The 11,546-nt window shown below is 66.8% G+C and carries 19 protein-coding genes and 1 tRNA gene; 10 read left to right on the top strand and 10 right to left on the bottom strand.

Annotated features, from left to right (window positions below; all coding sequences use genetic code 11):
- On the bottom strand, positions 1 to 258 hold a 258-nt coding region (locus tag IPV08_RS24530; RefSeq protein WP_246747859.1), incomplete at its 3' end, for a hypothetical protein.
- A gap of 56 nt (positions 259 to 314) precedes the next feature.
- Here IPV08_RS24530 and IPV08_RS08305 point away from each other — a divergent pair.
- The 10 genes from IPV08_RS08305 (at position 315) to IPV08_RS08260 (ending at position 3,776) form a co-directional block, all read left to right on the top strand.
- Positions 315 to 1,061: a hypothetical protein gene (locus IPV08_RS08305; protein WP_246747858.1), complete on the top strand. Its 747-nt coding sequence runs from the start codon at positions 315 to 317 to the stop codon at positions 1,059 to 1,061.
- Entirely contained in the window at positions 1,058 to 1,300 is a 243-nt protein-coding gene (locus tag IPV08_RS08300; RefSeq protein WP_091972204.1) for a hypothetical protein, read from the top strand. Before IPV08_RS08305 ends, IPV08_RS08300 begins: the two co-directional genes overlap by 4 nt.
- Positions 1,297 to 1,515, top strand: coding sequence for a hypothetical protein (locus IPV08_RS08295; protein ID WP_091972206.1), 219 nt, complete (start codon positions 1,297 to 1,299; stop codon positions 1,513 to 1,515). The genes IPV08_RS08300 and IPV08_RS08295 overlap by 4 nt, the downstream gene beginning before the upstream one ends.
- Before the next feature lie 11 nt (positions 1,516 to 1,526).
- Positions 1,527 to 1,805, top strand: a complete 279-nt coding sequence (locus IPV08_RS08290; RefSeq protein WP_091972208.1) for a hypothetical protein — start codon at positions 1,527 to 1,529, stop codon at positions 1,803 to 1,805.
- 80 nt (positions 1,806 to 1,885) lie between these two features.
- Complete coding sequence (locus tag IPV08_RS08285; RefSeq protein ID WP_143103755.1) at positions 1,886 to 2,278, top strand: hypothetical protein; 393 nt, start codon at positions 1,886 to 1,888, stop codon at positions 2,276 to 2,278.
- Between the two features lie 30 nt (positions 2,279 to 2,308).
- A complete protein-coding gene (locus IPV08_RS08280; RefSeq protein WP_143103756.1) occupies positions 2,309 to 2,629 on the top strand; it encodes a hypothetical protein in 321 nt (106 codons plus the stop codon).
- Between the two features lie 56 nt (positions 2,630 to 2,685).
- On the top strand, positions 2,686 to 2,889 hold the full coding sequence (locus IPV08_RS08275; protein ID WP_207411477.1) for a hypothetical protein: 204 nt from the start codon (positions 2,686 to 2,688) through the stop codon (positions 2,887 to 2,889).
- Position 2,890: 1 nt separating this feature from the next.
- Positions 2,891 to 3,235: a hypothetical protein gene (locus IPV08_RS08270; protein WP_091972213.1), complete on the top strand. Its 345-nt coding sequence runs from the start codon at positions 2,891 to 2,893 to the stop codon at positions 3,233 to 3,235.
- Entirely contained in the window at positions 3,232 to 3,459 is a 228-nt protein-coding gene (locus IPV08_RS08265) for a hypothetical protein (RefSeq protein WP_207411476.1), read from the top strand. Before IPV08_RS08270 ends, IPV08_RS08265 begins: the two co-directional genes overlap by 4 nt.
- Before the next feature lie 113 nt (positions 3,460 to 3,572).
- Complete coding sequence (locus IPV08_RS08260; protein WP_342029857.1) at positions 3,573 to 3,776, top strand: hypothetical protein; 204 nt, start codon at positions 3,573 to 3,575, stop codon at positions 3,774 to 3,776.
- Here the strand turns inward: IPV08_RS08260 and IPV08_RS08255 are convergent.
- The 9 genes from IPV08_RS08255 to mqo all read right to left on the bottom strand — a co-directional run bounded on the left by IPV08_RS08255 (position 3,773) and on the right by mqo (position 11,263).
- Positions 3,773 to 3,946 carry a hypothetical protein gene (locus IPV08_RS08255; RefSeq protein WP_177232403.1) on the bottom strand — a complete coding sequence of 58 codons (174 nt, stop codon included), beginning with the start codon at positions 3,944 to 3,946 and terminating at the stop codon, positions 3,773 to 3,775. The genes IPV08_RS08260 and IPV08_RS08255 overlap by 4 nt on opposite strands.
- A 251-nt stretch (positions 3,947 to 4,197) precedes the next feature.
- A complete protein-coding gene (locus tag IPV08_RS08250) occupies positions 4,198 to 4,752 on the bottom strand; it encodes a hypothetical protein (RefSeq protein ID WP_091972219.1) in 555 nt (184 codons plus the stop codon).
- A gap of 325 nt (positions 4,753 to 5,077) precedes the next feature.
- A tRNA-Met gene (locus tag IPV08_RS08245) sits at positions 5,078 to 5,154 on the bottom strand.
- Positions 5,155 to 5,270: 116 nt separating this feature from the next.
- Positions 5,271 to 6,512, bottom strand: coding sequence for a tryptophan synthase subunit beta (gene trpB, locus IPV08_RS08240; RefSeq protein ID WP_056433223.1), 1,242 nt, complete (start codon positions 6,510 to 6,512; stop codon positions 5,271 to 5,273).
- Between the two features lie 136 nt (positions 6,513 to 6,648).
- On the bottom strand, positions 6,649 to 7,293 hold the full coding sequence (locus IPV08_RS08235) for a phosphoribosylanthranilate isomerase (RefSeq protein ID WP_207411475.1): 645 nt from the start codon (positions 7,291 to 7,293) through the stop codon (positions 6,649 to 6,651).
- Positions 7,294 to 7,308: 15 nt separating this feature from the next.
- Entirely contained in the window at positions 7,309 to 7,680 is a 372-nt protein-coding gene (locus IPV08_RS08230) for a LapA family protein (protein ID WP_207411474.1), read from the bottom strand.
- A gap of 39 nt (positions 7,681 to 7,719) precedes the next feature.
- The gene (locus IPV08_RS08225) at positions 7,720 to 8,040 is read right to left on the bottom strand and encodes an integration host factor subunit beta (RefSeq protein WP_056433233.1); all 321 of its coding nucleotides are present in this window, start codon (positions 8,038 to 8,040) and stop codon (positions 7,720 to 7,722) included.
- 78 nt (positions 8,041 to 8,118) lie between these two features.
- The gene (gene sppA, locus IPV08_RS08220; RefSeq protein WP_056433234.1) at positions 8,119 to 9,099 is read right to left on the bottom strand and encodes a signal peptide peptidase SppA; all 981 of its coding nucleotides are present in this window, start codon (positions 9,097 to 9,099) and stop codon (positions 8,119 to 8,121) included.
- Between the two features lie 433 nt (positions 9,100 to 9,532).
- Positions 9,533 to 11,263: a malate dehydrogenase (quinone) gene (mqo, locus tag IPV08_RS08215; RefSeq protein WP_246747857.1), complete on the bottom strand. Its 1,731-nt coding sequence runs from the start codon at positions 11,261 to 11,263 to the stop codon at positions 9,533 to 9,535.
- Positions 11,264 to 11,546 lie beyond the last annotated feature (283 nt).

Raw genomic sequence — 11,546 nt, 5'->3', positions numbered from 1 at the left:
GACGCCCTCGTCAGTCGGAAGGTGTGCCGGTCGACCGGGCTGGTCCTCTACTGTTACACGCAGCGCTGCGTGTACGACCACGGCTGGGACCGGTACTCTCTGCTGGCTCGGGGCCTCATCATCGACCCGGCCGCCGGCGTCGTCGTCGCGACGCCCTTCCCCAAGTTCTTCAACATCGGCGAGCGTCACGCGACCGTCCCGGACCTTCCGTTCGAGGCGTTCGAGAAGCTCGACGGCAGCCTGATCATCGCCTTCCATCACTCGGGCAAGTGGCGCACCGCGACCAAGGGGGCCTTAAACAGCTCCCAGGCCGTGTGGGCCCAGACGCGCCTCGACGCGATGGACACCTCACGCCTGGTGCCCGGGACGACACGTACCTGTTCGAGGCGATCTACCCGGAGAACGTCATCGTCGTCCGGTACCCGGAGGCGAGCCTGTCGCTGCTGGCTGCCTACTTCGCCAACGGACGCGAGATGCCATCCGACGTCCTGGACATGGTCGGTTTCGTGATCGGGTTCCCCGTCGCAGCGCGCCACGCCTTCGCCAGTCTGGCGGAGATGGTCTCGACCGCGACGGACCTGCCCCGCGACCGCGAGGGCTTCGTGATCCGCTTCGCAGACGGCACCAGGGTCAAGGTCAAGGGTAACGCGTACAAGAGCATCCACGGCCTGATCAGCCGATGCACCCCTCTCGCGGTGTGGGACGTCATGGCCGCCGGCGGGGATCTCGAAGAGATGCGCCGGGACCTGCCCGAGGAGTTCTGGGCCGACTTCGACCAGATCGCCAAGATCCTGCAGGCGCGGTTCATCAGGTTGGCCGCGAGCGTCTGCCATGCCGCCGAGGATGCCGCCGGCCTCACGGACAAGGAGCTCGGCCTGCGCCTGTCCGAGGTGCCCGATCCGATCCGCCCGTTCCTGTTCCCGTTCCGGAAGGCCACCACCGACGAGACCCGGGAGAAGCTGCGGCTTGCCATGCTCCGGACGATCCGTCCGAACGGGAACGTGCTGGATGGCTACGTGCCATCTTACGCGATGGGCCGCGTCATGGATGACGCCGCATGACCCGCCGCGCGCTCCACGGCCTGCCACGCCCGGCCGCCGCCGCGTTCCGCCGGAACGTGACGCTGGCCCGTGCCGGCGAGGCTTCCCCCGAACTCGCGGCCGCCTTCGAGGCCGTGGGGGTCACCAACTTCATGCGGCCGTCCGTGACGGTGTTCGACGACGTGGCCGATGTGCTGCCCCTCATGAGAGCGGGTGAGCGCACCGAGGTCGAGGCCGCCCTGTTCGGAGGCCTGCAGTGAGCTGGGATCCATCACCCATCAAGCTGACCTACGGCGACCTCGACCGCCCCTACGAGGAGGGGGCCGCCGAGTACCAGGATCTTATGGAGAAGCAGGTGCGGCTCTGGATGCTGGAGCGGTGGCGGGCATTCCAGGCGGTCCAGGCGATGAAGGCCGCCCCCGAGGCGGAGAAGACCCCGGCGGGCGAGCTGCCGGCGGTGGCGAGCTTCTGGTGAAGGAGGGGACGATGCTCAGCACAATCGGGAAACTGGACCGGAAGGCGGGCCGCTGGGCCACGCGCGGGAAGCCCTGGCGCAAGAAGCTCGTGCTTGGGGTGTCGATCGGCATCGTCGCCGGTGGCTTCGGCGCCGTCATCCTCGGTCCGGCCTACGGCATTGCGGCCCTAGGCTGCCGGGGTGACTGGAGCGACAGCGGCCGCGAGTGGCGGTACCGCGCCGTCGGAGGCTGTCAGGTCAAGGACAAGGGCGGCTGGATCCCTGCCAGCAACGTCAGGGCGGTGGACTGAGCCATGGGCGCGATGACCACCATCCGCATGGCGATGAGCGGCCCCCCCCCGGCGCCCGGGGGGTGTTCGAGACGGCGCACGTGATCCCTGCCCCGGACGGGACGCACTCGATCGACTTCGCCACCCTCATCCCGATCGAGGGCGAACAAACCTGGGAGGCCATGTACGCCGCCTGGGGCTGCCGGTCCCTTGGATGGGACTACCGGGTCGTCTCTGACGTCTCGGATGTCTTCGAGTTCACCTTCGAGGTGAAGGGGACCAACGCCTCTGCGAAGCCAATCCTCGCGGAGATCGCCCGTCGCTACCCGAGCTTGGTCGCCGCCTTCCGCATGGTGTCCGACAGCGAGGGGTTCGCCGCCACGGGCGTCATCGCGGGCGGTGAGCTCACCTTCGCGGAGTACCCCTGGTCGGAGGCGTTCTTCGCCCTCGTCGAGGGCCACCCCTACGGCGAATGGCCTGAGGAGGCCGCCTGACATGACGACCCTCTGGCACAAGGACCGCCTGTGGCCGTCCGAGACCTCCCCCATCACGGGCGGTCCCCTCCCCGGCGCGATCCCGCCCGGCATCTACGCCGAGAGCGTCAAGGACTGGGAGCGCCTGCGGGCGAAGAGCTTCCCCCCGGGCTCGACACCATCCGCAAGGTCGGCGTCTCGAAGGTCGCCGGCATCGCCCCGGCCGCCCTCATGATGAACGTCGCCACCCCGGACCAGCTCGCCTGGCTCAAGGCCAACGAGAAGGTCGAGATCCCGGCGCCGGTCGAGCCGGCGGTGCGGCTGGCGGTGTTGGCCGGGGCGCCGTTCGCCATCCTGGGGAGGGCATCCTGATGCGCTGGGTCGAGACGGGTCCCGGAGGACGCCAGAGGTTCAGCGGCGAGAAGCCCGTGGCCCACGTCCTCACCTTTCATCCGCGAGACCTGCGCCCGGGCAAGCCCGCCTGGGAGTGGGGACTGAACCTGCCGAAGGTGCCCGGCCTCGAAATGGAGGGCACCTCGGCGACGGAGGCCGAAGCCAAGGCGGCCGTCGAGGTCGTGTGGACCGCATGGCTCGAACTGCTCGGGCTGCAACCGATCCCGGGGAGAACCTGACATGACGACCATCTGGCTCAAGGCCGCCTACACCCGCGAGGACCGCGACCCGAAGACGGGCGACTTCCTGCCCGGCGCGGTCCCCCCGGGGATCTACTGCGCCGACGAGGCGTCCTTCGAGGCCTTCAAGGAGGGCGTCCGGGCGAAGGGCAAGGTCCTCTCCCCGGGACTGGACGGCCCCGGCTACGAGGGCCTCTCGGTCCGGATCGCCACCCCCGAACAGGTCGCCCTGTTCACAGTGAGCGCCGTCGACGACCCGGGCCGACGTCCGCAGCGGCCGCCCCAGGTGGCGGGCAACCGGCAGGCGAAGCGGGCGGCCGAGGCCAAGGCACGGAGGCGGGCATGATGGATCGAGACGTCATCCACGAGGCGGGCCACCACTACGTCGTCCGAGTCCCCAAGCACCCGGGGCGTCCCGAGCGGTACGAGATCCGCCGGTCGGGGATCGTCTCGGACAAGACGCTAGTGCGCATTTCCGGACAGGACGCATCGGAAGCTGCGATCGCCTACGTCGACCGCCTCGCTCTGGCTGACCGGATCGTACGCTTGCAGAAGGCGGCTTTGGCTTGAAAAAAGCCGGGACACCAAGGCCCGAAACCCCCACGAAATGACGCGTCCAGGGATCGACTCCTCCACGAATCAGTTCTCTATCTGTTCTCATGAGCGAATCGGTGGAGCGGATCTTGGACGAGCTGGAACGGACCTACCTGGAGGCCTCGGACGGTGACGCGCGCGACGCCCTGAGGCGGGCGCTCGGGGACGCCCTGACGGAGATGGCCACCATCTCGGGACAGGTCTCCCGGGGCTTCGTGCGGGCGCAGCGACCCGCCGACCTGGCGCGAAAGCTGGGTCCGGAGCGCCGGGCGCGTGAGGCGTCCCGGGGCTAGGCGTGGTGGTCGGGATCCTTCTGAGGAGGGATCGCCCTCAGGTCAGCGAAGCACTGGTAGGGCCGCGTGAAATCCCGATCGCCGGCGCCATACATCACGCTGCGATCGACGCGGCGATCCTGCATGATGAACGCGCGGTCGGCCTGCAGCTGTGTGACGGCGTCGGCCATCGTGAGTCCCTCCACGTAAGTGTAGAGGGTGGGGCGCTCGAAGATCTCCTGCAGCCGGACCCGTCTCTCCGGAGGGGTCGGGTCCTTCCGAAGCGCGAGGTAGCAGAGGTCGTGGACTTGCTTCCAAAGCGCGTGATTTTCGGCGGAGACGAGTGGGGTCGGATGCCTGCTCATCCAGCCACGATGACAGACGCGCGTTCAGGGAGCCCTAAGCCGGTCCGTCGCATTCGACCGATCGGCCGGCACGCCCCTCACATGGCGGCATGCCGATCGCACCGGGTCCGCCCTCGCCCGTCCCGCCGCAGCGTCCCGGGTGCCCCGCAGGCCTCGCAGGTCCGGAGCGCGGCCTCCTGCGCTGGCGCCTTGATCTCCCCGACGCTGTCGAACTCAGCCTCGATCCACCGGCCGGTCGGGTAGACCTTGGCGTCGAGGCCTCCGAACTTCTCCCGCACGAGGGGCACCACGACCGACATGCCGGCGAGCCGATCCAGCAGGGCTTCCAGGAGCAGCTGCCAGCCCACGCCGACGGTGACCTCGGCGTCCCCGGCGAGCACCGGGTACCGGGCCTTCAGGTCCTCGACGTCGACCCGGCGCATCAGGATCTCGGCCTCGATCGCGGCGGCCTCCGCCTCCCGGTAGGCAGCCTCTGCCGCGGGCGCGTCCGGAGCCCCGGCGGCGGCCAGGTCCCGCGCCCGGCGGCCGAGGCTCCAGACCTCCACCGCGGCGCGGTCCTCGGGGGAAAGCCGCGCGAGGCGCTCATCGCGGGACGGGCGGGCTTCGGGCGGGAGGGTGGTGTCGTCGGGCATGCACCGAACCTCGCGCCGCCGTAGCCCGAGGGCAAGCCCGGGCGGGTGCGCAGGGAGGGCGAGTAACTCATGGGTGAGGCAGTTCGCGCCCATCCGGTGGATCTGCCTCGTATATGAGGCAATCTGGACGGGGCCCGGGCGGGGCTTGGCACTGACACCTGTGGATGGGATCGTTGGGATTGAACGCGTCCGGATCCTGAAATCGCGGCGCGAACCTCCGGAAGGATTTCAAGGGTCGCAGCCCGAGAACAGCCCGAGAACCAAAAAGCCCCGGACCAGGGGTCCAGGGCTCGAAGGCTAAGTCGCTCTAGCGACTAGGGAAACTTGGTAGCGAGGGAGAGATTTGAACTCCCGACACAAGGATTATGATTCCTCTGCTCTAACCAACTGAGCTACCCCGCCACAACAAAGGAACCCGCGCGGTGCAGGCGCCCCTGAAGAGATCGGCGGTATAAAGAAATCCGCCTTCGGGTGTCAACGGGGAGTTTGCCACTTGCGAGCTCCCCGTTGCGGTTTTCTCAGAGGCGGGTTCCTAGGATCTCGGCCACCTGCGGGATGTCCTTGTCGCCACGGCCCGAGAGATTGAGCACCATCAGGTGTTCGGCCGGCTTCGTCGGCGCGATCTCGAACACCTTGGCGAGGGCGTGAGCCGGCTCCAGGGCCGGGATGATGCCCTCCAGCATCGAGCACAGCTTGAACGCTTCCAGCGTCTCGGAATCCGTCGCCGAGAGGTAGGTGACGCGCTTGGCCTCGTGCAGCCAGGCGTGTTCGGGGCCGATGCCCGGATAGTCGAGGCCGGCCGAGATCGAGTGGGCGTCGGCGATCTGGCCGTCCTCGTTCTGCAGCAGGTAGGTCCGGTTGCCGTGGAGCACGCCCGGCTTGCCGCCGGAGAGGGAGGCGGCGTGCAGGCCCGAGGAAATGCCGTGGCCGGCGGCCTCGACCCCGTAAATCTCCACCTCGCGGTCGTCGAGGAACGGGTGGAACAACCCCATGGCGTTGGAGCCGCCGCCGATACAGGCGATGAGCGAGTCGGGCAGTCGCCCTTCCATCTCCAGCATCTGCTCCTTCGTCTCCCGGCCAATGATCGACTGGAAGTCGCGCACCATCGCCGGATAGGGGTGCGGGCCGGCCACCGTGCCGATGCAGTAGAACGTATCTGCGACGTTGGTGACCCAGTCGCGCAACGCCTCGTTCATGGCGTCCTTGAGGGTCTTGGTGCCGGATTCCACCGGGATCACCTCGGCGCCGAGCATCTTCATGCGGAAGACGTTGGGCGCTTGGCGCGCCACGTCGACGGCGCCCATGTAGACGACGCATTTCAAGCCGAAACGGGCGCAGAGGGTGGCGGTGGCGACCCCGTGCTGCCCGGCGCCCGTCTCGGCGATGATCCGGGGCTTGCCCATGCGGCGGGCCAGCATGATCTGGCCGAGCACGTTGTTCACCTTGTGCGAACCGGTATGGTTCAACTCCTCGCGCTTGAAGAAGACCTTGGCTCCGTGACCCGGGGCCGATGCCGCGCGCAGGTGCTCGGTCAGGCGCTCGGCATAGTAGAGCGGGCTCGGACGGCCGACATAATGGGTCAGATGGCCGTTCATCTCCTGCTGGAAGGACGGATCTGCCTTCGCTTCCGTATAGGCCTTCTCGAGATCGAGGATGAGCGGCATCAGCGTCTCAGCGACGAAGCGTCCGCCAAAGATGCCGAAGCGGCCGCGCTCGTCCGGTCCGTTGCGGAACGAGTTCGGAGAGGGGGCGATGGTCACGGTCAGTCGTCCTTCACGTCGTCGGCTGGCGGATCGCCGCCGGGCCTGTGCGTTCGGTATGGGGTTGCGCCAATGCCTAGACCCGTGCGGGGGGCGGCTACAATGCGGCGAACGCGTCGATTTGTGAAATCGGACGCTATTCGCCAGTCCGAACCGCCGCAATGAAGGCTCCGATGCGCTCGGAACTCTTTTCTCCCGGCCGGGTCTCGACCCCCGAAGAGACATCGACGGCGCGAAGGCCCGTCCGGCGGAGGGCCTCGGCAACATTGCCGGGAGCGAGGCCGCCGGACAGCATCGTCCCCGCCGGCAGGTCCAGCCCCGCGAGGATGTCCCAATCAAAGGCAATGCCGTTGCCGCCCGGCAGGGCCGCGTCGGGCGGAGGCTTCGCGTCGAGGAGAATGCGGTCGGCCGCTTCATAGGCGAAGAGAACGTCGAGATCCGAACGCGTCGAGACGCCGAGCGCCTTCATCACGGGGCGATTGCTGTGGGCACGGATGGCGGCGACCCGCTCCGGGGTCTCATGGCCGTGGAGTTGGATCCAATCCGGATCGACGGCCCTCAGTGCCGCATCGATCAGAGCATCGTCGGGATCGACGAGAAGGATGACCCGCTCCGCCCTGCCCTTCGCCTGTTCCGACAGCCGACCCGCAGTCTCGAAGTCGACATGACGCGGGCTCTTCGCGAAATGCACGAGGCCGATCAGGTCAGCCCCTGCCAAGAGCGCTGCGTCGAGGGCCGCAGGGGTACTGAGCCCGCAGATCTTGACGCGGATCGACGACATGACTGCGCTTGGCCTCTAGCGCGGGGCTGGGAGCGCGACGCGGCCGTCCTGGTCGGGATAACGCTCGGCCGGCGTGGGCTCGCTGGCCGCGACGCGGGATTTCAGACGCTCGGTCTCGCCCTCCAGGCGACGGATCTCGCGGCGGCGGGCGGCGCTCGTGCGCCGGGTGCCGGACTGGCCTAGCCAAGTGCCGATACCGCCGCAGAGAATGCCGATGGCGACAGACGCGAAGATCAGGACGTAGAGCGGCAATGGCAGGCTGAAGGCTGGCGTGTCCGCCGTGAACGGATCGAAGGACAGGCGGACGACCTCCCGGTTCGCCACGGCCAGGGCCACGACCACGATCGCGACGGGAAGCAGCACCAAACCCTTGAAGAAGCGGATCATCGAGACACTCCGGTCGGTAGGACGAGGCTTTGCATGGGCTCAGGATTCCTCATTCTCGGAGGGCTCCTCTGCGCCGATGCCGGCCTCGTTGAGTCGCTGGCGCATCTCCTTGCCCGTCTTGAACACGGGGATGGCCTTCTCGGAGACGGCAACGGGCTCACCGGTGCGCGGGTTGCGCCCGCGGCGCGCATCACGACGCTTGACCGAGAAAGCGCCGAAGCCGCGCAACTCGACCCGGTCGCCGCGTGACAAGGCTTCCGCGATCGTGTCGAGGATCGCCTTCACGAGGGTTTCCACGTCACGCTGGTAGAGATGCGGGTTCTGCTCTGCGATCCTGAGCACGAGCTCCGACTTGATCATGCGGCGGTCTTCCCTGACTTCATGCGGTTCCGGCACCCCTGCGGACGTGATCCAGGCAGGCGTGATTCGGCGTCGCCCTCAAGGCGCATCGGTTGAGGCCGGACGCCAGAGAGCCAGCATTCCCCCTTGCGCGATGCTCGCCGTCTCGTCGCCGACCTGACGGAGGCGCGTCGCAAGACCGCCCATGCCAAGGAGATCGGCGCCCGTGCCGAGAGCCGACCAGAGTTTGAAGTCGCTCTCGGATTTGGGCTTCCAATCACGGATGGGCAGGCCCTTGGCGACGTTGCGCTCCGCCTCGAGCCAAGTCACCGCCTGACGCTCGCCGCCGACGCTATCCACCAGCTTCAACGGAACGCTCTGGCGGCCGCTGAAGACGCGCCCGTCGGAAACGGTCGCCAGTTCCTTCTCGGAGAGTTTGCGCCGCTCGGAGACGAGGCCTTTGAACCAGGCATAGGTGTCGCCCACAACGGAGGCCAGGGCGGCCCGTGCCTCGGGCGAGGTCGGGGTGAAGCCGGATGGCTCGGCCTTCAGGGGCGACGACTTCACCGACTCGACCTTGACGCCGACCTTGTCGAGCAGCCCGGACAGATCGGGATATTGGAACAGCACGCCGATGGAGCCGACCAGGGCGGTTTCCCGAGCGACGATATGATCGGCCGCGATGGCGGCGATATAGGCGCCGGAGGCCGCCGTGCCATCGACGAAGGCGACCATCGGCTTCTTCTCGGACAGCGAGCGCAGGTTGCGGTAGAGTTCCTCAGACCCGGTGGTTGTGCCGCCCGGCGAGGAGATCGAGACGATGACGCCCTGCACCGCGCTGGCATCGCGGACGCGCTCGATCAGCTTCGTCGTCGATTCGCTGCCGGCGATGAAGCCACCGATGGAAATTCGCGCGATCTGTGGTTTCACGGCTGGGAAACCGAACCCGTCATTGCCCCGGACACGGTAGCCCACCGCACCGACGGCGACGATCAACCCGCCGATTCCCACGACGCGCCAGAGGGAGAGCTTGCGGCGCAGGCGCCGACGATCGATCAGAAGTTCGGCGTCTGCAGCCATGCGATCGTCCCGTTCCCTTAACGTTTCCGCCCGTTTCGGCCGGTTCTTCGCTCATGGGCAAGGAGGCGTGCAGCCATGGTGCACCCCTCCGCCCGTCAAGACTTGTTTCACACCCGCCGGTGGTTTGCACCAAACCTTTGGGAGCTCACACGTCCTTCCGCCGGAAGGTCGCCGAAGCCCGGGGGGACGCGAAAGCAGGGCCGTGTTCTAGCGCTCCCTTCTGCGGACCGGCAAGAGCACTCGTTGGCCGGACGCGCGGCGTCAGGACACTGCCTCGAGGGATACGGGGCCCGATGGGTGGTTTAGGATCGGTCGAAGCCGAGGCGTCGTGCCGGCGCGGCGACGGGTTTTCGCTTCGATCGTTCAACCCAAGCAAAATCCTCCGATGGCGAACGGGCGACATCGGAGGATTTCGGCGCCTGGCTTCGCTCGTTCAGGGAGCGAGGTCGTGGACCGGCTTTGTCGTGGTGGTAGGGTTGCTGTTGAGGACGGTGTTGCTGACCGGCGTCTGCTTCAGTGCCTCGACGTCGATCTGCGGAGGAGACGGCAGCTGCAACTGCTCGCTCGTATAGGCCCAGGCCTGCGCGACCCGTTCCGGATCGTCGTTCAGCTTCAATCCGTAGCTCGGGACGATCTGCCGAAGCTTCGACTGCCATTCAGGGGACGAAACCTTCGAGGCGAACACCTTCTCCAGCACCTTCAGCATGATCGGAGCGGCCGTGGACGCGCCCGGGGAGGCGCCGAGCAGCGCCGCGATGCTGCCGTCCTTCGCGCTGACGATCTCCGTGCCGAGTTTCAGAACGCCACCCTTGTCCTTGTCGCGCTTGATGATCTGCACGCGCTGGCCCGCCTGCCACAGGCGCCATTCTTCCTTCTTGGCCTTGGGGAAATACTCACGCAGGGCGGCGATGCGGTCATCGTCCGAGAGCATCAGCTGACCGGCCAGATACTCCACCAACGGATATTCATCCACGCCCACGCGAACCATCGGCCAGACGTTGCTGGTGGTCGTCGAGGAGAGGAGGTCGAAATAGGAGCCCTCCTTCAAGAACTTGGTGGAGAAGGTCGCGAAGGGACCGAACAGCAGGACGCGCTTGCCGTCGAGGACGCGCGTGTCCAGATGCGGAACGGACATCGGCGGCGAGCCGACCGAGGCCTTGCCGTAGGCCTTCGCCAGATGCTGCGTCGTCACATCGGGATTCTCATTGACGAGGAACGAGCCGCCGACGGGGAAGCCCGCGTAATCCTCGCCTTCCGGAATGCCGGATTTCTGCAGGAGATGCAGGGATCCGCCGCCAGCGCCGATGAAGACGAACTTGGCGTCGATACTCTGCTCGGACCCGTCCTTGAGGTTCCGAGAGACCACGCGCCAGGAGCCGTCGGGGTTCTTGTCGATGGTCCGGACCTCGGACGAGGCCTGCAGGTCGAAATTCGGCTGGCTCTGCAGATGCGCGACGAACTGGCGGGTGATCTCGCCGAACTCCACGTCGGTACCCAAAGAGGTCCAGGTGGCTGCGATCTTCTGCTTGGGATCGCGGCCCTCCATCATCAGGGGAACCCATTTCCGGATCTGCTCGGGATCGGTCGAATAATCCATGCCGGCGAAGAGGGGGCTCGCCTTGAGCGCGGCATGACGCTTCTCGAGAAAGGCGATGTTCTCGTCGCCCCACACGAAGCTCATATGTGGGGTGTAGTTGATGAAGGAGCGCGGGTTCTTCAGGACGCCGTTGCGAACCTGCCACGCCAGGAACTGGCGGGTGACCTGGAAGGCCTCGTTGATCTCGACGGCCTTGGCGATCTCGATCTGCCCATCTTTCTTCTCGGGCGTGTAGTTGAGCTCCGCGAGGGCGGAATGACCCGTGCCGGCGTTGTTCCAGCCGTTGGAGCTCTCCTTCGCCACGCCATCGAGACGCTCGATCATCTGGATCGACCAGTTGGGTTCGAGTTCGCGCAGCCAGACGCCGAGGGTGGCGCTCATGATGCCGCCGCCGATCAGAAGGACATCAACCTTCTTTGCTGGAGGGGCAGCGAGGACCAGGGAGCCGGGCATTGCCACGGCCGCCATTCCGGTCAGGGCCGTGCCAAGAATCTGCCTGCGGTTCAGGGCAGGCGTGGTGGAGGAAGCGCCGTTGGACGGGCTCGTATCGTTATTATCGGCGCTCATCGCCATACCTCGTTCTGCAGAACACGTCCGGAGGACCCTCATCGGACGTCTGTCCGTCCAGGGCATCGGATCGAGAGGATCGGAGGAGCGCTTCTTCCCATGGGCATTCTTGCCCGGTGTGCTGGCTTGACCAGTCTGCCGGATCGATGCCTCGCTGACCCTGGTCGGTAAAGGGATCGGCGATAGTCTTCCAGCTATTATTTATCAGTCTCGTCGAACGTTTCGGTGTTCCGATTTTCTCTCTGGAACACTTATAGAACAGGCCTCGATGCGACGTCTTGAG

Origin of the sequence: Methylobacterium sp. SD274 (assembly GCF_017355285.1) — a bacterium.
GTDB lineage: Bacteria > Pseudomonadota > Alphaproteobacteria > Rhizobiales > Beijerinckiaceae > Methylobacterium.
The sequence above is the reverse complement of the archived record's forward strand: the minus strand, read 5'-3'. Positions and strand labels throughout refer to the sequence as shown.